Source organism: Vibrio cyclitrophicus (assembly GCF_024347435.1).
GTDB classification, from domain to species: Bacteria; Pseudomonadota; Gammaproteobacteria; order Enterobacterales; family Vibrionaceae; genus Vibrio; species Vibrio cyclitrophicus.
In genome coordinates this window covers 2,524,838-2,545,973 of record NZ_AP025480.1, presented here as the reverse complement: position 1 = coordinate 2,545,973, position 21,136 = coordinate 2,524,838, and the positions used below count along the sequence as shown (strand labels likewise).

The following is a 21,136-nucleotide window of genomic DNA, read 5'->3' as shown; positions in this document are numbered from 1 at the left end:
TCGTTACTTTGAGCTTACTAAGAATTTACTGGATATAAAAATGACGTCATTTCCAAGTTCTCCATTCGGCCAAGAAATTACCAGTGATGATATTGTCGCAAAGATGCAGACTTTCAGCGGTTGGGAAGAACGTTATCGTCAAGTGATTCAATGGGGCAAGAAACTGCCAACCATGCCTGACGAGCTGAAAAATGAGCAGGTTGTTGTTTCTGGTTGTGAAAGCCAAGTCTGGCTAGTTTCTCAGAACATCGACGGTGTTTGGTACTTTTGTGCTGATTCTGATGCTCGTATCGTTCGCGGTCTTATCGCATTAGTGATGTCTGCTTTTGATGGAAAAACATCAGCACAGATACAATCGTTCGATATTGATAGTTATTTTGAAAACATCGGTCTAATTACTCATCTAAGCCCATCTCGCGGTAATGGATTAAAAGCGATTGTTGCTCAAATCCAAGAGCTAAGTGCTTAGCATCTCTTAGATACACAGAAACAAAAAGGGTTGGCGCTAAACGCCAACCCTAAATAATTTAGCTACTCGTTATTCTTTACTATCTATAGCATATCAACGGCTTTTTCTATCGCCGCAACGAGCTTTTCAACATCATCCATGTTGTTGTAAATACCAAATGAAACTCGAACCGTTCCTTTTACATTAAGCGCATCCATCAATGGGTGAGCACAATGATGTCCTGCTCGAACCGCAATACCTTGTTGATCCAACAGTGTCGCAATATCTTGATGGTGAACACCGTCCATCACAAAAGTAATCACACTTGAATTGGGTTTGTAGCCAAGAACCTGGATATCATCCAATTGGTTGAGTGCTTGGTAGGTTTTCTGTTGTAGCTGGTGGATGTGAGTTTCCACATCGTGCTGCTCAAACTTATGTAACCATTCTATCGCTGTACTTAATGCGATGGCTCCCGCCACGTTTGGCGTGCCAGCTTCAAATTTACCAGGCAGTTCAGAAAATGTGGTGCCAGAGAAAGAGACGCGCTCGACCATTTTGCCACCACCATGCCAAGGTGGCATTACTTCGAGCAATTCAAGTTTGCCATAAAGGACACCGATACCTGCAGGGGCATAGAGCTTGTGCCCTGAGAAAACATAGAAATCCGCATCTAAAGAAGAAACATCAACTGGCTCATGAACGATGCCTTGTGCGCCATCGACCACAACAATCGCATTCTTCATGTGGGCTTTTTCTATGACAGCTTTAATCGGCTGACGAGAACCGGTAACGTTGGTTATCTGAGCTAATGCAACAATTTTGGTCTTATCATTAAGCAGATGATCAAAAGCTTGTAGATCAAATTCACAATCTGATGTCATCGGTACTTTAACGACTCTAGCGCCGGTTTGTTCTGCCACAATTTGCCAAGGTACAATGTTGGCGTGATGCTCCATTTCGCTAACCAAGATCTCATCGCCGGGCTGAAGCGTGCTTCTTGCGTAGGTTTGAGCAATTAGGTTGAGCGCTTCGGTGGCACCGCGAGTCCAGATGATCTCTTTTGACGATGTCGCGCCAATAAACTGAGCGACCTTATCTCTTGCTGCTTCAAACTGACTGGTCGCGTTCGCTGTTAAGCTGTGGCTACCACGATGAACATTGGCATTTTGCTTGGAGTAATACTGGCTAATGGCATCAATAACCACCTGAGGTTTTTGTGTCGTTGCCGCGCTGTCTAAGTAAATCAACGGTTGTTGGTTGATGGTTTGTGATAGCGCAGGAAACTGCTCTCGGATGTGATTGATATCAAGCATCTATTTTTACCTAAAATCTTGGAAATTGGTGCTAGCGTTATGCTGAGCGGTATCGTTATTTTATCGCGACTTGTGAACGGTTGCTGACTAATCTTGCTGATTCCAACTATTTTCTCGTTCTTTAACCTGATCGAAGAGCTTTTGGTTAACAGGAACATCTATCTGATGCTTAAGTGCCGTCTTTATTAGGTGTCCGGTAATGAAGTCGATCTCTGTCTTTCGTTGGTAAAACATATCTTGCTTCATTGAAGAGTTGTTCTTTGCTGTCGCTTGAATAACCTTGTTGACGCTTGTCTCTAATTCGTCGAATGAACAAGTAATGCCTTCTGCCAGCATCACTTGTGTGATTTCTCTAATTATAGAACTCAAAACTTCGCTAAATCTTTGGTCAACAAGCTCTCCGTTTGTGATTTGTTCCAGCCCAGTCAATGGGTTGATGGCACAATTGATGGCGAGCTTAGTCCATAGCGCTGTTTTTATCTCTGGGTTCCAACTTACAGTAGGTAAGGCATGTTCCAACACATCGACTAAAAAAGTGCACTGTTGACCCTTGAGGTTAAAAGTCCCCAATTGTGTTTGGCCGATTCCTGTGTGAGATACATTATTGCGGTCGGGTTTGAATGCAGCTTGGGTGGTAGTCGCCAATACTACTGGGTGAGCATCAATTTGAGTTGCTATCTGATCGACCGCACCCATTCCGTTGTGCAGGAACATGAGAATGGTGTCGGGATCGAGGTGTTGAAGTAGCGGAGTGGTTGCTTCTTCTACTTGCCAAGCTTTGACCGTGAAGATGACTAAATCACTTTCAGATAGCTTTTCGATATTGTGATTACTGAAGGAAAGAGAAGCTTGCTCATCCAATGATAGTTCCATTGAGTTGTTAGCAGAGCGGCCCCACAAAGAGACATTATGACCCGCTTGAAGTAGTTTTATCGCCCACAAAGAGCCAATAGCCCCAGGCCCAACAATAGTAATGTTCACAGCAATACCGAGATAAGAAAGTGGTGCTGCAAGGATAGCGAGGCATTAAATGAAAGCAATAAAAAATGGCACCCGAGGGTGCCATTGAGGAAACTTTCTTAGAAGTTCGATTAGAACTTGTAAGTTACCGCTACGTAGTGACCGAAGCCTGTCGTTTTACCTGCTAGGCCGTCATCTTTAAGACCGTAAACGTCTTTGTAGCCTTTAAGGCCGTAACCAACAGCAAAGCGATCTGAGTGCCAGTAAAGGCCGTTGAACATAACGCCACCATTTGATGTATTCAACGCTTTGTTATCATCATCCATGCCGAATTGGTAATCGATGTAACCTTGGTAAGAGATGAATGAACCATTCTCGAAGAAGTAGAATGGTTTGAACCAGTTAGTCGAGATTTGGTAGCCGTTCCAATCTTTGTTGTTTGAATCGTATGTACCGTATAGGTTTAGGCCAATTTTGCCCAACCAAGGAACCATCACGTCAGAGCCAAGACCAACTTTTTGAGTGTTAACGCCAGAGTTTCCGCCCCATTCCATAAGTGTAGAAACATAAAGCTCTTGGACTGGACCGAAAGATAGATCTTTGCCAGTTAGGCCGTCAAGAGACATACGTGGCGCAAACTTCATAAAGATTTTTTCTTGGCCATCTTTATCACTGCCTGGATCAGAAGTTAGGTTGAATACATCAACGTAACCGTATAGGTCGAAGATTCCAGAGCGACCACCAAATTCCATCTCTAGGTAATCATGAGTTGATTCGCCTGGAAGTTCATCAATAGCACCCATAAGGTTGAACTGCATCCATTTGTAATCGTTCTTATGGATGTCGCCGTCAGAATAATCAGCCGCCATTACTGGAGCAGATGCTGCTGCAAGTAGGCCAAGAGTTAAAAGTGATTTACGCATAATGGAACTCTCTATGTTTGAAATAAGTAACCCGCTAATCCGTGCGTGTTTATATGTCCGAATGCCGAGCATAATAGCGATTTTGTTCTCAAATAAAAGTGAGACGGAGTGTAAACTACAATTATTATGGTGAGATCGATCACATTAATGATCTAAATGACGGAACTTTAAGATGGCAATGCATCTTGATGCACCACTAATTCTATTGGTTTTGCGAGAGTTGACTGTTTTTTGGATAAATTGGCGAAATACCATCCTAAGCAAACGATTCTACTGAATAGAGTGACATCCATATCAAAATCAACAGTATTCCTTTCTCAGTATATTCTCACTCAAAATTACGCATTCAGCCCGCGGAACAACTCAGTCTTTGAACTATTTCTGACCGAAAATATGGGAACCTCTGCTATCGCTCTAACACTAAGAGATATTAAACTCAAAGATTACGCGAATGGTATTTATGTGGCAGCGGGATCTTACTACGTGACGATTACTGTAGCAGGAGACCCAACTACTGTTGCCATTGACTCTGCGCCTGCAACCTTAGCTGATGGTGTCGTTTATCAAGTTGTGGCGATTGATGATGTGGCGGGAATGGGCTTCAACTTATTAGTGAGTGATACAACAGACTAGATCTGTGATGTCAGTAATCAGAAAACAAAAGAGGGCAGCTCAATGCTATCCTCTTTTTTCTTTTGCTCTTATTCTTGGTTGGTTTTAGCTTTTTCTAATAAATCAGTGAAAAAGTGGCGTAACGAATAAAGCATGATCAAGCTTGGAATGACCATTAATGAGGTCAGTATAAAGAAGGTTGACCAATCATTGAGGAAATCAACCAACTCACCACTGAAGGAAGCCAGCGTGGTGCGACCGAAGTTACCCAAGGATGCGAGTAATGCATACTGGGTTGCAGAGAAGGCTTGCCCAGTTAATAGTGTTAAGAAAGACACGAATGCTACTGTCGAGAATGCCGTTGTAAAGTTATCGACAATAATTGTTGCCAAGAACAGAGTTTCACTTGGGCCCGCTTTAGCTATCCATGCAAACATCAGGTTACTGGCTGCCATTGCTATACCGCCAATCATCAACCCGCGCACAATACCGAACCTGACATTGAAGATACTGCCTAACAAGGTGAAGAATATTGTTGCGCCCCAGCCAATTAGCTTGGAGTAGTGACCAATTTGTTCGTTGCTAAAGCCTATCTCTTTGTAGAAGGGGATCGACATTCGCCCTAAGAAAGCTTCGCCTATCTTAAATAGGAATACAAACAGCAGAAGAGTAATCGCTACCTGAACACCATTCCGCCTAAAGAAATCATAAAACGGTTCTAATACTGTGACACTGAACCACGCCACAACTTTTGAACCCACCACTTTATTATGACGTTGCAGAGCTTCTTTTTGTAGTGCTTCACGTTTGGTAATCGGCTCACCAACAAACAGCGTGAACAACATCAAAACGACGACGACACCAGCCATACCGTAATATACACCGTTCCAACCTATAGAATCGGCATTGATAAATGCCAGATAACCCGGAAGTGAGTAACCTGTCCACCATCCGACAACGGCCATAGCAGAAGCTTGTGGCAATTTTGATGATTCTGATTTTGGAAATGAATCAATACGGAAAGCATCAATCGCGATATCTTGAGTAGCAGAAGCAATTGCAATTCCAAGCGCAAGCATGGAAGTGAACATCAGATCATTGGCTGGGTTCACTCCTGCAATTAATAATGTGCAGATCAATACAAAGCTTTGACATAAAAATATCCAGCTGCGTCGTTGACCTAGAATGGCGTGCAGGATTGGCAACTTGACTCGGTCAACCAAGGGAGCCCATAAAAAATTAATGGCGTAGACTGCAAATACGCTACCAAAATAGCCGATTGCAGCGCGAGTTAAGCCCGCATCTTTAAGCCATCCAGACATGTTGGAGCCAATAAGAACCCATGGGAAGCCACTCGAACAACCTAACATAAACACCCAAAGTAAGCGTTTATCTAGGTAGCTGCGGAAAGTCTGCATCCAAGTAAGAGAGGGAGTGCCTGATGACATAGGGCGTCCTTGTATAGAAAAACGCCCTTAAGAAATAAGGGCGTTTGATGAGGTTACTTAAGAAGGGTTACGTTGGTGATGACGATTGGGTCGGTTGGGATGTCTGACATACGTCCCATTCGTTTAGTTGGAATGGTGGCCATCTTTTGAATGACATCAAACCCCTCAGTCACTTTGCCAAATACAGCGTAACCAGGATTACTGCCTTTCGCGTTTAAGAAATCATTGTCAGCAAAGTTAATGAAGAATTGACGAGTCGCAGAATCAGGCGCATTAGTGCGAGCCATAGCGATCGTTGCTGTATCATTCTTTAGACCGTTACTGCCTTCGTTCTTGATTGGAGCATAAGTCGCTTGTTGATTCATGTCCTGATCGAAGCCACCACCTTGTGCCATAAAGCCCGGAATAACTCGGTGGAAGATAGTGCCTTCGTAGCTGCCGTCTTCAACGTATTTTAGGAAGTTCTCAGCACTAATCGGTGCTTGTTCTTGGTTTAGTTCAATAGTGAAGTCACCTAATGTTGTTTCAACGTTCACTTTAGGACCAGCCCAAACGCTCACGCTCACCAGCATTAATGCGATAGAAGTAAGAATGCGGCTCATTAGAAACGTTCCTTCATGTAGTTTTGTAGTTCAGGGTCATTCGCGATTTCAGTAAGAACCAAGTTGATCACATCGTTAAGCACCATTGAGATGTCGTCGTTTGATGCGCTTAGTGCTCCGGTACGAGTCGCTGTACCGTTGAATGTTTTAACTAGCTTACCTTCAGGTGTTTCAGCAGTTACTTCAAGCGTCACTTTACCGTCCATTTGGTTTTCCATAATGGTGTGCTTGACGGTAACAAGTGCTTCTTGAATTTCTAAAACCACAGAGTTTTCACTGTTTACGCTTGCACGAAAACCTTGTGACTCTAGCTGTTGTGCTAAAGCGTTTTCCAGAGAAATACGCATATTTTGCTTTGCGTGAATTGGTTGGATATTTGAACGTCCACTATCAACCAATGCAACATACTGAGCAGCACGTACATCTTTACTGGTTAACGTGTATGTTTTGCCTTGCACAAGGTTGCTTGAGCTTAATGAAGCTTCTGGCATTACGTTGATCTGTTCTTGCTGAGGGGCTGAACATGCTGTTAAAGCCATAATAGAGGCAGCCAAAATCAGTTTTTTCATTCCTTTATCCTTTCTAAATTCACACAAGAAGCTCGGTATTTTAAAGCGGTCTACTGCCTATTTGTTAAAGTTAGCAGGTTCTCTTGTTGCTTGTAATATCTCAAATTTTTGGTTCAATTCAAGCGTTTCAACGTTCGCTTCACCAAATAATCTCGCTAGTTTTACATCGTATCCGAGGTGACGGTTACCAATAACAATTAATTTGCCCCCATTGCTTAGAACATGCTTTGCATCACAGAACATTTGCCATGCAATGTGATCAGTAATCGCTTGTTGCTGGTGGAATGGAGGATTACACATAACCAAGTAAGTGCTGTTTTTCTTAAAGCCATCTAAACAGTTGTTAGCAATGAACTGAAAGTTGCCTTCTTCACCTAGGTTATCTATTACATTTTGTCGTGCTGATTCCACAGCCATAAAGCTCTCATCCACACAAGTGATACGAGCTTGTGGGTTTAATTGGCCTGCTTTTACACTCAATACGCCATTACCACAGCCTAAGTCGATGATATGACGTAGTTCAGGATCTTGAGGGATGTGCTCTAGCATATAACGAGCGCCTTGATCGAGTGCTTCCCCTGAGTAAACATTTGGTAAATTTTTCAGACGGATATCTTCACCGTCTACATCCCACTCAACGTAAGGTTCGACTTTTTGAATCGGCTGGCAATTTGGAGAAGATAAGACTAAGCGATGTTTTTTCTTTGCTAGCGATGTTTTTGTTTCGCCTAGATATTTTTCAAAAATGTTAAGCGTTGAAGTGTGTATCTCTTTCACTTTATTTACCCCAATGACTTGGCAGCCTTCAGGTAACGCTTGACGTAATTGGCTTAACTGCCAAATCAGGTGACGGTTTGTTTTCGGCAACTGCATAATCACAAGATCAATCCCGTGTGGGATCGCATCCATTGTGTTTAAGAAACTCACACGATTACTTTGATTACGTTGTAAGTTTTTCAGTGCGCCACGATGGGAGATAAAAGAATCACTCATCATCGTGACATCATGATCTTTGGAGAACCAAGTAGATAGAGCACCAAAGCTATCGTTCATGATTAAAATGTGTTTACCAGGTTCAAGATTCATCTCTTCAACATGGTTGATAATGTATTCGTCGCCCGCATCCCAAGCTTGAAGAGTTTCATTTGAACGTTTAGGGAAACGATGTAAGGTCAAAGTTCTATCGAGAAGGGTAAGATCGGTTTTCATACTTGAGGTGCTTATAATAAGAAATAACAGAGATATTGTCTCAAATGCAGGCTAAACAAGATAGAAAAAACTCAACCAAACCGATGCCGTCTGCAATGAAATACTCAGACAGTCGACCTGTTAGGGTTTATAATCACCTCACAGTAATGCCAATACGTTATTAAGGAATCACAATGATCCAAGAAGTTATCGAAACAAAATTGCACAATGAGTTTTCACCAAGTCATTTAAGCGTGGTGAATGAGAGCTATATGCACAATGTTCCGGCTGGTTCTGAGAGTCATTTTAAAGTGATTGTTGTCAGTGATGTGTTTGAAGGTTTGCGCCTTATTGCTCGTCATCGAGCGGTAAATAAGGCACTTTCAGAAGAGTTAGCCAATAATATCCACGCACTGTCTATTCACACTTATACAAAAGATGAATGGATGAAGCAGCTAGATAGCGTGCCAGACAGTCCAATGTGTATGGGTGGCGGAAAGTAAGAAGGCCTATATACAGAGAAAAGCGCCATGGCGCTTTTTTTGTCGTCAAACTTATGTATTTTTCGTTCTTATATCACCCAAACTGATGTCAAATTGAACGGGCTCAAATACCTACAATGAGTAATGTTTTTATTAACAGTGTTTCAACATAACTAGTAAAATATTAGTTTGTGACAGAGTATTAATCTCTTGTTTAAAACACGATTCAAAAGCCATTTTATCTGTGCGGCTCGTCAAATTTATACATATTTGAGAGGCCATATGCTTCAAATCTCACCAAATAAAGGCTGTATTCAAGTTATTGGTCATGGCATCGAGTTGTCAAAAAATGCTAGAATATCGCACCTGATAAATCTCACATGATTCGTGTGGTGATTTTATTATGAAAATGTTGCGATTTTGGTATCTCAAATTTACCAAAACCGGACACTGTAATGTCGTGTCTAAGGGCGAGTTTAAAACGTCCTGAATTTACGCAATTAAAAGAATCTTTTTCCCGATAAAGTAGTGCAAGTGCGTATGATTACAATAAATAAGGGTTTGGATCTTCCTATCGCAGGAACTCCATCCCAGGTGATTAATGATGGTAAGTCCATCACTAAAGTCGCCTTGCTTGGCGAAGAGTACGTTGGTATGCGTCCTACGATGCATGCTCGCGTTGGTGATGAAGTGAAGAAAGGCCAAGTTCTTTTTGCAGATAAAAAGAACCCAGGTGTTGTATTTACTTCTCCAGCAAGCGGTAAAGTTATTGAAGTGAACCGTGGTGCTAAGCGTGTTCTTCAATCAGTAGTGATTGAAGTAGCAGGCAATGAGCAAATCACGTTCAATAGCTATGAAGCTAGCCAACTAGCAGGTCTTGACCGTGAAACGGTTAAATCTCAGTTAGTTGAGTCTGGCGCATGGACCGCTTTGCGAACTCGTCCGTTCAGCAAGGTTCCAGCCATTGATTCTGAAACTCAGGCTATTTTCGTAACTGCTATGGATACTAATCCGTTGGCAGCTGAGCCAGAATTAATCATTAACGAGCAGTCTGATGCTTTCGTTGCTGGTTTGGATCTTCTTTCAACTCTGACTAACGGTAAAGTGTACGTTTGTAAAAAAGGTACTAGCTTACCTCGTTCAGCTCAGTCTAACGTTGAAGAACATGTTTTTGATGGCCCACACCCTGCAGGTCTTGCAGGCACGCATATGCATTACCTATACCCGGTAAATGCACAAAACGTAGCGTGGAGCATTAACTACCAAGACGTTATCGCATTCGGTAAGCTTTTCCTTACTGGTGAGATTTACTCTGAGCGTGTTGTTTCTCTGGCTGGTCCAGTAGTTAACAACCCACGTCTAGTTCGTACTCAAATTGGTGCTAGCCTTGAAGAGTTAACGGACAGCGAGTTGATGCCAGGTGAAGTTCGCCTGATCTCAGGTTCAGTGTTATCTGGTGTTCACGCTTCAGGTCCACATGCTTACCTTGGCCGTTACCATCAACAGGTTTCGGTTCTTCGTGAAGGTCGTGATAAAGAGCTGTTTGGTTGGGCAATGCCTGGTAAGAACAAGTTCTCTGTTACTCGTTCATTCCTTGGTCACGTGTTTAAAGGTCAGTTGTTCAACATGACAACGACAACAAACGGTAGTGATCGCTCTATGGTTCCAATTGGTAACTACGAGAAAGTAATGCCATTAGATATGGAGCCTACTTTGCTGCTTCGCGATCTATGCGCTGGCGACGTTGATAGTGCACAAGCACTTGGTGCGCTAGAGCTAGATGAAGAAGATTTAGCACTGTGTACCTTTGTATGTCCTGGTAAGTACGAGTACGGTCAGTTACTTCGTGAATGCCTAGATATAATTGTGAAGGAAGGGTAATTTTCATGGGCCTTAAAAAGTTTATTGAAGACATCGAGCATCATTTTGAACCAGGTGGTAAACACGAAACGTGGTTTGCGCTTTACGAAGCTGCAGCAACACTGTTCTACACACCAGGTACAGTTACAAAGAAAAGCTCACATGTCCGTGACAGCGTTGACTTAAAACGTATCATGATCATGGTTTGGCTTGCGGTATTCCCAGCAATGTTCTGGGGTATGTATAACGCAGGTGGTCAAGCTATCGCAGCACTAAACCACATGTATTCAGGTGCAGAGCTGGTTTCTATCATTGATGGTAACTGGCACTACTGGCTAACCGAAATGTTAGGCGCCTCCTTAGGGGCCGATGCAGGTTGGGGCAGTAAGATGCTCTTGGGTGCGACTTACTTCTTACCTATCTACGCAACGGTATTTATCGTTGGTGGTTTCTGGGAAGTACTGTTCTGTATGGTACGTAAACACGAAGTCAACGAAGGTTTCTTTGTTACTTCTATCTTATTTGCGCTTATCGTTCCGCCAACACTTCCTCTATGGCAAGCAGCATTAGGTATTACCTTCGGTGTTGTTGTTGCTAAAGAGATCTTTGGTGGTACGGGTCGTAACTTCCTGAACCCTGCGCTTGCTGGTCGTGCGTTCCTGTTCTTTGCATATCCTGCACAGATTTCAGGTGACGTAGTTTGGACTGCAGCTGACGGTTTCTCTGGTGCAACTGCGCTTAGCCAATGGGCTCAAGGCGGTGGTAGTGCACTAATGAATACAGTATCTGGTGAGACGATCACTTGGATGGATGCGTTCATTGGTAACATCCCAGGTTCTATCGGTGAAGTATCAACGCTTGCACTTATGATCGGTGCTGCAATGATTGTATACATGGGCATTGCTTCATGGCGCATCATTGCTGGTGTAATGATCGGTATGATTGCTGTATCAACATTGTTTAACGTGATCGGTTCTGACACTAATGCAATGTTCAGCATGCCTTGGCACTGGCATCTAGTTTTAGGTGGCTTCGCATTTGGTATGTTCTTCATGGCAACAGACCCTGTATCAGCGTCATTTACCAACGGTGGTAAATGGTGGTACGGCATCCTAATCGGCGCAATGTGTGTAATGATTCGTGTAGTTAACCCTGCATACCCAGAAGGCATGATGCTTGCGATTCTATTCGCAAACTTATTTGCTCCTCTGTTTGACCACGTTGTAATCGAGAAGAACATTAAGCGGAGACTAGCGCGCTATGGCAAGTAATAACGATAGCATTAAAAAGACGCTGTTTGTTGTTATCGCATTGAGCCTAGTGTGCTCAATCATCGTTTCAACAGCTGCAGTTGTTCTTAAACCTAAGCAACAAGCTAACGCAGTTCTGGATCAGCAAACTAAGATCCTTGAAGTTGCGGGCATTGAACTTGCAGGTGATATTCCAGCACTGTACGCAGAGAACATCGAACCTCGTTTAGTTGATTTCGCTACTGGCGATTTCGTTGACGGCGATGCTGCTGCATACGACCAACGTAAAGCGGCAAAAGATCCAGCTCAGTCAATCAAGCTTTCAGCTGAAGATGACATCGCTAAGATCATTCGTCGTGCTAACATTGGTACGGTTTACCTAGTGAAAGATGGCGCTGAAACTTCTAAAGTTATCATCCCTGTTCACGGTAACGGTCTATGGTCAATGATGTACGCATTCGTTGCGGTAGAAACTGATGGCAACACAGTTTCTGGTATCACTTACTACGAGCAAGGTGAAACTCCTGGACTTGGTGGTGAAGTTGAGAACCCAACTTGGCGTGCTCAATTCGTTGGTAAGAAGTTATTCGACGACAACCACAAGCCAGCTATCAAGGTAGTTAAAGGTGGTGCTCCTCAAGGTTCTGAGCACGGTGTTGATGGCCTTTCAGGTGCAACACTGACCAGCGTTGGCGTTCAACATACATTTGACTTCTGGTTAGGTGAAATGGGCTTTGGTCCGTTCCTAGCAAAAGTTCGTGATGGAGGTCTGAACTAATGTCTAGTGCAAAAGAAATTAAAAAGAGCATCTTAGCGCCAGTGTTGGATAACAACCCTATCGCGCTACAGGTTCTTGGTGTGTGTTCTGCTCTTGCGGTAACCACTAAGCTAGAAACAGCATTTGTTATGACTATCGCGGTAATGTTTGTTACTGCTCTGTCTAACTTCTTCGTTTCTTTGATCCGTAACCACATTCCTAACAGTGTGCGTATCATCGTTCAGATGGCAATTATCGCATCATTAGTAATCGTGGTAGACCAAGTGCTTAAAGCATACCTATACGATATCTCTAAGCAGCTATCTGTATTTGTAGGCCTAATCATTACTAACTGTATTGTAATGGGTCGTGCTGAAGCATTCGCAATGAAGTCTGCACCAATCCCATCTCTAATCGATGGTATTGGTAACGGTCTTGGTTACGGTTTCGTTCTTATCACTGTTGGTTTCTTCCGTGAGCTTCTAGGCTCTGGCAAACTATTTGGTATGGAAGTACTACCTCTAGTGAGCAACGGTGGTTGGTATCAGCCAAATGGCTTGATGCTTCTAGCACCTTCTGCGTTCTTCCTAATTGGTTTCTTGATTTGGGCAATTCGTGTGTTCAAACCAGAACAAGTAGAAGCGAAGGGGTAAGGTAGTCATGGAACATTATATTAGTCTGCTAGTTAAATCGATTTTCATCGAAAACATGGCGCTTTCTTTCTTCCTAGGTATGTGTACATTCCTAGCGGTATCTAAGAAAGTTAAAACTTCTTTTGGTCTTGGTGTTGCGGTAGTTGTAGTACTTACAATCGCTGTTCCTGTAAACAACCTTGTTTACACACACATCCTAAAAGAAAACGCGCTTGTTGAAGGTGTCGATTTAAGTTTCCTTAACTTCATCGCATTCATCGGTGTTATCGCGGCACTTGTACAAATCCTAGAGATGGTTTTAGACCGTTTCTTCCCACCTTTGTACAACGCACTAGGTATCTTCCTTCCACTGATCACAGTTAACTGTGCAATCTTTGGTGGTGTATCTTTCATGGTAACTCGTGACTACAACTTTGCTGAGTCTGTTGTTTACGGCTTCGGTTCTGGTGTGGGTTGGATGTTAGCTATCGTTGCTCTTGCGGGTATCCGTGAGAAGATGAAGTACTCTGACGTACCTCCAGGTCTACGTGGCCTTGGTATCACGTTCATTACTGTTGGTTTGATGGCGTTAGGCTTTATGTCTTTCTCTGGTGTTCAACTGTAGGGTAAGCACCCAGTAATAAGGAATAACAAATGCAAAGCATTATTCTTGGCGTAGCGATGTTTACCATTATTGTACTGGCTCTAGTTCTAGTGATTCTTTTCGCTAAGTCTAAGTTAGTACCATCAGGTGACATCACTATTTCAGTAAACGGCGACCCTGAAAAGGCGATCGTTACTCAACCTGGTAGCAAGCTACTTGGTGCCCTAGCTGGCGCTGGTATCTTCGTATCTTCTGCTTGTGGTGGCGGTGGCTCTTGTGGTCAGTGTCGTGTAAAAGTTAAGTCTGGTGGTGGCGACATCTTACCTACTGAACTTGATCACATCACAAAAGGTGAAGCTCGCGAAGGCGAACGTCTTGCATGTCAAGTTGCTATGAAAACTGACATGGAGATTGAACTAGACGAAGATATCTTTGGTGTTAAAAAGTGGGAATGTACTGTTATCTCGAATAACAATGAAGCTACTTTCATCAAAGAATTGGCTCTAGCAATCCCTGAAGGTGAAGAGGTTCCGTTCCGAGCGGGTGGTTATATTCAGATTGAAGCTGAACCACATCACGTGAAATACGCAGATTACGATATTCCTGAGGAATACCGTGGTGACTGGGATAAGTTCAACTTGTTCCGTTACGAGTCTATCGTTAAAGAGCATTCGATCCGTGCTTACTCTATGGCTTCATACCCAGAAGAGAAAGGCATCATCAAGCTTAACGTGCGTATCGCAACTCCGCCGCCAAATAACCCTGATGTAGCTCCTGGTGTGATGTCTTCATACATCTGGTCTCTTAAAGAAGGCGACAAATGTACTATTTCTGGTCCATTTGGTGAGTTCTTTGCTAAAGACACAGACAATGAAATGGTATTCATCGGTGGTGGTGCAGGTATGGCGCCAATGCGTTCACACATCTTCGACCAACTTAAGCGTCTTAACTCTACTCGTAAGATGTCTTACTGGTATGGTGCACGTTCTAAGCGTGAGATGTTCTACATTGAAGATTTCGACGGCCTAGCGGCTGCAAACGAAAACTTCGTGTGGCACTGTGCACTGTCTGATCCTCAACCAGAGGACAACTGGGACGGTTACACAGGTTTCATCCATAACGTATTGTACGAAAACTACCTGAAGGATCATGAAGCTCCTGAAGATTGTGAGTACTACATGTGTGGTCCACCAATGATGAATGCTGCTGTTATCGGCATGCTTAAAGATCTTGGTGTAGAAGATGAAAACATCCTACTAGATGACTTTGGTGGTTAATCCATTTAAGTGATTGTTATTATGGCTGACTCCTACGAGTCAGCCATTTGTTTTTCTAAGATAGCTTTTGACAATACAACGGCTTATATAAGAAAGAGTAAGGTGTTAAAAATACCTATTTATTCTCTTATTTTTCCTTATATAAATCCTCAACATTAAATAGGAGTAAGCAAGTGAGAATTTGGCTTGTTGCATTAACTTCTTTGATTTTTCTTGCTGGCTGTGAGCAGCCAAGAGAGCAAGTGCATTTAAGTGGCCCAACAATGGGCACCAGTTATAACATTAAGTATATCAATGGTGATGAGTTTCCTGAGTCAAATGAAGTTCATACCGAGATCGATCGTCTGCTTGAAGAAGTGAACGATCAAATGTCGACTTACCGTGAGGACTCTGAGCTGAGCCGTTTTAATCAACATCGTGGTGCTGACGCTTTCGAAGTTTCTGAACAAACTGCTCTTGTAGTGAAAGAAGCAATTCGTTTGAACGGTCTTACTGAAGGCGCGTTGGATGTTACTGTAGGTCCTCTGGTTAATCTGTGGGGTTTTGGCCCTGAAGCTCGCCCTGAAGTAGTTCCAACAGATGAAGAATTAGCGGCTCGCAAGGCAAAGGTTGGTATTCATCATCTTAGCGTTGAAGGCAATAAACTGAAAAAAGACTTACCAAACTTGTATGTTGATCTTTCAACTATTGCAAAAGGTTGGGGCGTTGATGTTGTTGCAGATTATCTGGATTCAATTGGCATTCACAACTATATGGTAGAAGTGGGCGGGGAAATCCGCTTGAAGGGTTTAAATCGCGAAAGTGTAGGCTGGCGTATCGCTATCGAAAAACCAAGCGTTGAAGAGCGTAACATCCAAGAGATTATTGAACCAGGTGATATGGCGATCGCGACATCTGGTGATTACCGTAACTATTTTGAGCGTGATGGTGTGCGTTACTCTCACATCATTAACCCAGAAACAGGAAAGCCTCTTCACCATAAAGTGGTTTCTGTGACAGTTTTAAACCCGTCTTCAATGACTGCAGACGGCTTATCTACTGGCTTAATGGTCTTAGGTGAGGTTAAAGGAATGGAAGTCGCAAACCAACATGACATCCCAGCATTCATGGTGGTAAAAACAGCAGATGGCTTTAAAGAAATTGCTTCTGAAGCATTTAAGCCATACTTAGGTAAATAAGGTAAGCGAGAGAATTATGAATACATTTCTGATTACATTTGGTGTTTTTCTTGCCGTAATCACAGCAATGTCTATTGGCTATATAGTCCAAAAGAAAGTTGTGAAAGGCAGCTGTGGTGGCTTAGGTGCTGTTGGTATCGATAAAGTATGTAACTGCCCAGAACCTTGTGATGCGCGTAAGAAACGTGAAGCGCGCGAAGCATACCGTGAAGAAAAACTGGCTGAACGCCAACAAAAAGAAGCGTCTTGGAATAAAGACCGTATTGCTTAATTTGCGATATTGATTCTGGAGCTGGTGTCACCGAGCTCCTTAAAATGCAAAGAGCTCAAGGCCAATGGTCTTGAGCTCTTTTGTTTTGGTTGAGTCAGTTTAGTTGCGATTTTTCAATTTGTTGGTTGTTGCGAGCGAATATGAGCTGGTTTCTACCTTGCTCTTTTGCGGTATACAACAATTCATCTGCGGCTTTGATTTGTTCATCCAAACTGCCAACCAAGTCAGTAACACCGATACTCATGGTTACTTTAATCGATTGTGAATCATGCATTACGTTTTGGCTTTGTATCGCAACCCTCATTAATTCTAACTTCTCGACAAAGGCCTCAAATGGGCCACATGATTGAATACAAAACTCTTCACCACCGAAACGAACCGCTACGTCATCTTTAAAGTGGTCTTTGATGATCTTTCCTACTTCAATCAGCACTGCATCGCCACCGTCATGGCCGTAGGTATCGTTCACTTTCTTGAAGAAGTCGATATCCATCATCGCGATGCTTCGTTGCTCGCAACCTTTACATGTTTGATTGAATAGGTAACGACGATTCCAAAGGCCAGTTAAGGCATCTTCGTTGGCATGTCGAAATAGCTCGTTGGTCGCTTCTTTCATATCTAGCAACTGATGGATACGACAGAAAAACTCTTCTTGGTTAAAGGGCTTATAAAGGAAGTCGTTCGCGCCAGCTTTGAGGAAGCGTGCTGTCATGGTGCGGTCATCACTGCCAGATAGACCTAGAATCGCGAGTTGATTACGGTCGTGGTGAACTCGAATATCGCGGGTCATCGAAATACCATCTTTGTTTGGCATATCGTGATCAGTAACGACAAAAGTAATATCAGGATCGTTTCGGAGAAGCTTTAGTGCTTGTTCTCCGTCTTCGGCCTGGACCGTTTGAATGTATTGATGTTCTAAAAGTTGCACGATATACCGACGAACCACAGTTGAGTCATCTACGACCAGAGCTTTGTGATGTCGATTATTCGAGATTCTTTTGACGAGAGGAAGTAAATAACTTACCGATGACATGCTGTCTTTGAGGATGTAATCAAGCACACCTTTAGCGAGCACCTGCTCTCGAAGTGTGTTGTTGAACATGCCAGTGAGCACTATGATCTTTTGTTGGTAGCCAAGTACTAAATCAATGATCTCGCCATCTTGACCGTCGGGTAAGCAGTAATCTAATACCGCACACAAGAAGTCTGTCTCTTGCTCTAAGATAGCTTTCGCTTGTGCCACTGATTCGGCTAACTTTACGTCATAGCCATCGTTCTTAAGTTGTTGGTAAAGGTAGTTTCTGAATGCACGGCTATCTTCTACCACTAGTATTTTTTCACTCAAAAGCGATCCCTACTTATAGACTAAATACTCGTTAACAATACTATCAGAATTGTAGGTGGCTATTGAAGTGAAACCTGTTGAGCTGGACTCTATATCATTTTAAATTTGAGAATAATTGATTATACTGTTCATAGATACAGTTGTAAGGTTGAGTTATTTCTAGATGCGTAGTGCGGACCAAGAGAAAGTGAGAAAAATAATCCATGTTGATATGGATTGTTTTTACGCAGCTGTAGAAATGCGAGATAACCCGTCTTATCGGAATCGACCGCTCGCAGTGGGTGGTCATGAAAAACAGCGCGGTGTTTTGAGTACGTGTAATTACGAAGCGCGAAAGTTTGGTGTTCGTTCTGCAATGCCGACAGCTAAAGCTCTACAACTGTGCCCTGGTTTGCTAGTTGTTCCAGGAAGGATGCCGGTCTATGTAGAGACCTCTAAAAAGATTCGTGAGATATTTTCTCGATATACATCCATCATTGAACCTCTGTCTTTGGATGAAGCCTTTCTTGATGTTACGGATTCGAAGCAGTGTCTTGGTTCAGCAACATTGATTGCGGAGTCGATTCGTCGTGATATTTGGAATGAACTCAACCTGACGGCTTCTGCTGGCATTGCCCCAATAAAGTTCTTGGCGAAAGTGGCTTCAGATCTGAACAAGCCCAATGGTCAGTTTGTTATTCCGCCTCAAGACGTACAAGCTGTTATTGACGAATTACCACTCGAAAAGATTCCCGGTGTTGGTAAGGTGAGTATTGAGAAGCTGCATCAATCGGGTTTCTTTACTTGTAAGGACATTAAAGAATCTGACTATCGAGACTTACTACTGAGGTTTGGCCGCCAAGGTGCATCACTTTGGAAGCGTAGCCACGGCATTGATGACCGAGAAGTTATCATTGAGCGAGAGAGAAAGTCGGTAGGCGTAGAACGTACCTTCACTCAGAACATATCAACATATGCTGAGTGTTGGCAGGTGATAGAAGATAAGCTATTTCCTGAACTTGAAACTCGTTTAGAAAAAGCCAGCCCAAGTAAAGCGATTATCAAGCAAGGAATTAAGCTCAAGTTTGCTGATTTTCAACAAACCACTATTGAACACATCCACGCCTCTTTAGATCGCGAACACTTCAAAGAACTGTTAAGTGAAATACTGAAAAGACAACAGGGGCGAGAAATACGCCTTCTTGGTTTAAGCGTAATGCTGCAACCCAAAGACCAAATGCGTCAGTTGAGTTTCTTTTAGGGGAAGGCGTTGAGAGCTTGAGTTTAGAAGTGCTGGTGTTTGAATGCCGACTAGACTTCACAGCCTAATCGGTTTATCTAAATATGGAAGTTGGCTTACCTAGGAAGCTGTTTAACTCGCGCTAAGGTATCACTGAATGGCTGTTGTTCTAATTTTCCGTAACCCACCATTTTATTGGCTTTAAGCTTGGTTGAAAGCGGGGTGGCGATTCCGCATAGAAAACGAGTAATGGCTTCGTCGGTAATCAATTGTTGACTCTTAGATACGAACTCATGAATCCATGTCATCACAGTCTCATCGTCAACCGATTCAACATCGACAGTTGGTAGTATTGCAATTTCTCCTCGACATACAGAGCAGTGACCACAGTTTGTTGGCGCTTTGTCATCGGCAAAATAGCTCGCAAGACGAGAGCTTAGGCAAGTATCGCCTTCAAAGAAACTCAGCATTTGGTTAAGACGGTTGATTTCACTGTTTTCTTTCGCCTTAAATAGCTCAGTTAGACGTTCCGACAGTTGCATCATATCTTCAGAGGTATTGTGGATTGTATACACATCCGTGATCTGCTTACTTTCTAGCTCAATCCAGCCTTGTTCATTAAAGTAATCGATAGCCGCAACAACACGCTGACGATCAGCCTGGAAGTGTGTCCACAACGCATCGAAATCAACTTGGCACCAAACTCTCGCTTGAGGAGAACATTGGAAAATTGCTTCTACGAAGTGTCGACGTTCTCCTTGAAACTGCTCCGTGATCTGCTGCTTAGGGCGAATGAACTTAAATTTATAATCAGCAAAGTAGCTGTATTTAGGCTCAATCACACCTTCAATTTCGAGATACACCAGTAGTGTTTTTAGCGGTAACTGACGAATGTTGGACTCTCGCGATAGTTGGTTGAGCATGATTTCCCATTGGTTCGTGCCAGAAGCACCAATGTTCTGGTTTTCATATATCTCTTTTAAGACCGCTTGAATGGATATGTTGTCTGGCGTGTCGCCAAAGACAAAGTTCTCTAGAGTACTTAGGCCATACTTGTTGGCGAGTAAAATACATTCAGATGGCTGACCATCTCGTCCTGCTCGTCCAATCTCTTGCGAGTAATTTTCTATCGATTTTGGTAGGTCGAAGTGAATGACTCGTCGAATATTTGATTTGTCGACACCCATTCCAAAAGCAATCGTAGCCACAATACAGTTCACTTCGTTATTCATGAATTGTTGTTGAATCGTATCTCTATTTTCTGGCTTAAGACCCGCATGATAAGCTACGGCGTTAATGCCAGCATTACGAAGCTGTTGAGCTACCATTTCTGCCGTTTGCTGAAGAGTGACATAAACAATGGTTGGCGCTTGAGATACCTGGTTAACGACATTACACAAGGTTTCTAGCTTATTAGTTTGCTCACAAGGTTGAATCGATAAGTCGAGGTTTTGACGATAGAAACCCGTGACCACAACACGCTCTTCAGCGATCTCAAACTTAGATTTCATATCTTGGATAACAGATGTTGTTGCGGTTGCTGTGAGCAGCAATACTTGAGGAATATTGAGCTGTTTTTGGTATTGAGGCAGCTTCAAGTAGTCTGGTCTGAAGTTGTGCCCCCATTCTGAAATACAGTGCGCTTCGTCGACCACGAGTAACGAGATCGGTACTTGGGAAATAAACTGACGAAAGCGTTCATTCTTCAGGCGTTCGACCGAGATCATCAGGATCTTGGTGTCTCCGTTACGTACCGACTGCATCACTTGTTGGGCGGTTTGCCTGTCTTGGCTTGATTCGATGGCGGCCGCGCTTATGCCTTTGCTGTGCAAGAAGTTGAGCTGGTCTTTCATTAAGGCTAACAGTGGAGATATCACTAAGGTTAAGTGTGGTAGCTCTAGTGCTGGTAATTGATAGCAAAGCGACTTGCCTGAGCCTGTAGGGAATATCGCAGCAGTAGAGTGTCCAGATAGAACATTATCAATGACTTGCTTTTGCCCATTACGCAGTGAGTCGAATCCGAATACTTGTTTTAACTTCTGCTCAATCATTTATGCTCTACCTGAGTTATTAAGTGTCGTATTGATGCTAAAGCGGTCACCTCTCGATGATAGCGCTGCTTTATGAATCAAATGTCTTGCACCTGATTGTACCTAATTCTATTCTGTAGCTCCTATAGAAAAGCACTTCAAAAG

Annotated in this window: 20 protein-coding genes and 1 pseudogene; 12 read left to right on the top strand and 9 right to left on the bottom strand. The window is 43.0% G+C overall.

The features are described from left to right. Positions 1 to 40 precede the first annotated feature (40 nt). A complete protein-coding gene (gene csdE / locus OCW38_RS11295; protein WP_261894080.1) occupies positions 41 to 469 on the top strand; it encodes a cysteine desulfurase sulfur acceptor subunit CsdE in 429 nt (142 codons plus the stop codon). An 83-nt stretch (positions 470 to 552) separates the two neighbouring features. On the opposite strand, the gene csdA is transcribed toward csdE, so the two are convergent. From csdA to OCW38_RS11280, 3 genes are all read right to left on the bottom strand, one after another. Continuing rightward, entirely contained in the window at positions 553 to 1,764 is a 1,212-nt protein-coding gene (gene csdA, locus OCW38_RS11290) for a cysteine desulfurase CsdA (RefSeq protein ID WP_016790317.1), read from the bottom strand. Between the two features lie 87 nt (positions 1,765 to 1,851). Further along, positions 1,852 to 2,745 (bottom strand): 2-dehydropantoate 2-reductase, encoded by an 894-nt coding sequence (gene panE, locus OCW38_RS11285; protein ID WP_016768334.1) that lies wholly within the window; start codon positions 2,743 to 2,745, stop codon positions 1,852 to 1,854. Positions 2,746 to 2,855: 110 nt separating this feature from the next. After that, positions 2,856 to 3,647: a nucleoside-specific channel-forming Tsx family protein gene (locus OCW38_RS11280; protein WP_010439030.1), complete on the bottom strand. Its 792-nt coding sequence runs from the start codon at positions 3,645 to 3,647 to the stop codon at positions 2,856 to 2,858. A 372-nt stretch (positions 3,648 to 4,019) separates the two neighbouring features. Here OCW38_RS11280 and OCW38_RS11275 point away from each other — a divergent pair. Beyond that, positions 4,020 to 4,280: pseudogene (locus OCW38_RS11275) on the top strand (DUF4397 domain-containing protein); the annotation flags it as partial. Between the two features lie 68 nt (positions 4,281 to 4,348). On the opposite strand, the gene OCW38_RS11270 reads toward OCW38_RS11275, so the two are convergent. Genes OCW38_RS11270 through OCW38_RS11255 form a run of 4 tightly spaced genes read right to left on the bottom strand, consistent with a single transcriptional unit; the run spans position 4,349 to position 8,087 of the window. Next, positions 4,349 to 5,707, bottom strand: coding sequence for an AmpG family muropeptide MFS transporter (locus tag OCW38_RS11270; protein ID WP_016790319.1), 1,359 nt, complete (start codon positions 5,705 to 5,707; stop codon positions 4,349 to 4,351). A gap of 53 nt (positions 5,708 to 5,760) precedes the next feature. Next, entirely contained in the window at positions 5,761 to 6,309 is a 549-nt protein-coding gene (locus OCW38_RS11265; protein WP_261894076.1) for a peptidylprolyl isomerase, read from the bottom strand. Continuing rightward, on the bottom strand, positions 6,309 to 6,878 hold the full coding sequence (locus tag OCW38_RS11260; protein ID WP_010439040.1) for a YajG family lipoprotein: 570 nt from the start codon (positions 6,876 to 6,878) through the stop codon (positions 6,309 to 6,311). Before OCW38_RS11260 ends, OCW38_RS11265 begins: the two co-directional genes overlap by 1 nt. A gap of 57 nt (positions 6,879 to 6,935) precedes the next feature. Beyond that, positions 6,936 to 8,087: a methyltransferase gene (locus tag OCW38_RS11255; RefSeq protein WP_010439042.1), complete on the bottom strand. Its 1,152-nt coding sequence runs from the start codon at positions 8,085 to 8,087 to the stop codon at positions 6,936 to 6,938. A gap of 173 nt (positions 8,088 to 8,260) precedes the next feature. Between OCW38_RS11255 and bolA the strand changes: the two genes are divergently transcribed. From bolA to nqrM, 9 genes are all read left to right on the top strand, one after another. Continuing rightward, positions 8,261 to 8,569, top strand: coding sequence for a transcriptional regulator BolA (gene bolA / locus OCW38_RS11250; RefSeq protein ID WP_010439043.1), 309 nt, complete (start codon positions 8,261 to 8,263; stop codon positions 8,567 to 8,569). Positions 8,570 to 9,088: 519 nt separating this feature from the next. Continuing rightward, positions 9,089 to 10,429 carry a Na(+)-translocating NADH-quinone reductase subunit A gene (locus tag OCW38_RS11245; protein ID WP_010439044.1) on the top strand — a complete coding sequence of 447 codons (1,341 nt, stop codon included), beginning with the start codon at positions 9,089 to 9,091 and terminating at the stop codon, positions 10,427 to 10,429. Positions 10,430 to 10,434: 5 nt separating this feature from the next. Continuing rightward, on the top strand, positions 10,435 to 11,679 hold the full coding sequence (locus tag OCW38_RS11240; protein WP_010439046.1) for an NADH:ubiquinone reductase (Na(+)-transporting) subunit B: 1,245 nt from the start codon (positions 10,435 to 10,437) through the stop codon (positions 11,677 to 11,679). Then, positions 11,669 to 12,436 (top strand): Na(+)-translocating NADH-quinone reductase subunit C, encoded by a 768-nt coding sequence (locus OCW38_RS11235; protein ID WP_010439050.1) that lies wholly within the window; start codon positions 11,669 to 11,671, stop codon positions 12,434 to 12,436. Before OCW38_RS11240 ends, OCW38_RS11235 begins: the two co-directional genes overlap by 11 nt. Continuing rightward, positions 12,436 to 13,068: an NADH:ubiquinone reductase (Na(+)-transporting) subunit D gene (locus OCW38_RS11230; protein ID WP_010439052.1), complete on the top strand. Its 633-nt coding sequence runs from the start codon at positions 12,436 to 12,438 to the stop codon at positions 13,066 to 13,068. The genes OCW38_RS11235 and OCW38_RS11230 overlap by 1 nt, the downstream gene beginning before the upstream one ends. Before the next feature lie 7 nt (positions 13,069 to 13,075). Further along, entirely contained in the window at positions 13,076 to 13,672 is a 597-nt protein-coding gene (nqrE, locus tag OCW38_RS11225; RefSeq protein ID WP_009848375.1) for an NADH:ubiquinone reductase (Na(+)-transporting) subunit E, read from the top strand. Between the two features lie 29 nt (positions 13,673 to 13,701). After that, the gene (gene nqrF, locus OCW38_RS11220; RefSeq protein ID WP_010439056.1) at positions 13,702 to 14,928 is read left to right on the top strand and encodes an NADH:ubiquinone reductase (Na(+)-transporting) subunit F; all 1,227 of its coding nucleotides are present in this window, start codon (positions 13,702 to 13,704) and stop codon (positions 14,926 to 14,928) included. Positions 14,929 to 15,101: 173 nt separating this feature from the next. Continuing rightward, a complete protein-coding gene (locus OCW38_RS11215) occupies positions 15,102 to 16,106 on the top strand; it encodes an FAD:protein FMN transferase (protein WP_010439058.1) in 1,005 nt (334 codons plus the stop codon). Positions 16,107 to 16,122: 16 nt separating this feature from the next. After that, positions 16,123 to 16,377: a (Na+)-NQR maturation NqrM gene (nqrM, locus tag OCW38_RS11210; protein ID WP_010439061.1), complete on the top strand. Its 255-nt coding sequence runs from the start codon at positions 16,123 to 16,125 to the stop codon at positions 16,375 to 16,377. A 94-nt stretch (positions 16,378 to 16,471) separates the two neighbouring features. Here the strand turns inward: nqrM and OCW38_RS11205 are convergent, their stop codons facing one another. Next, positions 16,472 to 17,722 carry a GGDEF domain-containing response regulator gene (locus tag OCW38_RS11205; protein ID WP_010439062.1) on the bottom strand — a complete coding sequence of 417 codons (1,251 nt, stop codon included), beginning with the start codon at positions 17,720 to 17,722 and terminating at the stop codon, positions 16,472 to 16,474. Between the two features lie 163 nt (positions 17,723 to 17,885). Here OCW38_RS11205 and dinB point away from each other — a divergent pair, with 163 nt between their 5' ends. Next, entirely contained in the window at positions 17,886 to 18,962 is a 1,077-nt protein-coding gene (gene dinB / locus OCW38_RS11200) for a DNA polymerase IV (protein ID WP_010439064.1), read from the top strand. A 95-nt stretch (positions 18,963 to 19,057) separates the two neighbouring features. Here dinB and OCW38_RS11195 read toward each other — a convergent pair whose 3' ends face one another. Then, the gene (locus OCW38_RS11195) at positions 19,058 to 20,992 is read right to left on the bottom strand and encodes a RecQ family ATP-dependent DNA helicase (protein ID WP_010439066.1); all 1,935 of its coding nucleotides are present in this window, start codon (positions 20,990 to 20,992) and stop codon (positions 19,058 to 19,060) included. Positions 20,993 to 21,136: the final 144 nt, after the last annotated feature.

Coding starts and splice junctions, on each gene's coding strand:
- OCW38_RS11265 (WP_261894076.1), bottom strand. CDS start 6,309: ATGAGCCGCATTCTTACTTCTATCGCATTAATGCTGGTGAGCGTGAGC.
- csdA (WP_016790317.1), bottom strand. CDS start 1,764: ATGCTTGATATCAATCACATCCGAGAGCAGTTTCCTGCGCTATCACAA.
- OCW38_RS11235 (WP_010439050.1), top strand. CDS start 11,669: ATGGCAAGTAATAACGATAGCATTAAAAAGACGCTGTTTGTTGTTATC.
- csdE (WP_261894080.1), top strand. CDS start 41: ATGACGTCATTTCCAAGTTCTCCATTCGGCCAAGAAATTACCAGTGAT.
- OCW38_RS11255 (WP_010439042.1), bottom strand. CDS start 8,087: ATGAAAACCGATCTTACCCTTCTCGATAGAACTTTGACCTTACATCGT.
- nqrE (WP_009848375.1), top strand. CDS start 13,076: ATGGAACATTATATTAGTCTGCTAGTTAAATCGATTTTCATCGAAAAC.
- bolA (WP_010439043.1), top strand. CDS start 8,261: ATGATCCAAGAAGTTATCGAAACAAAATTGCACAATGAGTTTTCACCA.
- nqrM (WP_010439061.1), top strand. CDS start 16,123: ATGAATACATTTCTGATTACATTTGGTGTTTTTCTTGCCGTAATCACA.
- nqrF (WP_010439056.1), top strand. CDS start 13,702: ATGCAAAGCATTATTCTTGGCGTAGCGATGTTTACCATTATTGTACTG.
- OCW38_RS11280 (WP_010439030.1), bottom strand. CDS start 3,647: ATGCGTAAATCACTTTTAACTCTTGGCCTACTTGCAGCAGCATCTGCT.
- OCW38_RS11240 (WP_010439046.1), top strand. CDS start 10,435: ATGGGCCTTAAAAAGTTTATTGAAGACATCGAGCATCATTTTGAACCA.
- OCW38_RS11245 (WP_010439044.1), top strand. CDS start 9,089: ATGATTACAATAAATAAGGGTTTGGATCTTCCTATCGCAGGAACTCCA.
- OCW38_RS11230 (WP_010439052.1), top strand. CDS start 12,436: ATGTCTAGTGCAAAAGAAATTAAAAAGAGCATCTTAGCGCCAGTGTTG.
- OCW38_RS11260 (WP_010439040.1), bottom strand. CDS start 6,878: ATGAAAAAACTGATTTTGGCTGCCTCTATTATGGCTTTAACAGCATGT.
- dinB (WP_010439064.1), top strand. CDS start 17,886: ATGCGTAGTGCGGACCAAGAGAAAGTGAGAAAAATAATCCATGTTGAT.
- OCW38_RS11195 (WP_010439066.1), bottom strand. CDS start 20,992: ATGATTGAGCAGAAGTTAAAACAAGTATTCGGATTCGACTCACTGCGT.
- OCW38_RS11270 (WP_016790319.1), bottom strand. CDS start 5,707: ATGTCATCAGGCACTCCCTCTCTTACTTGGATGCAGACTTTCCGCAGC.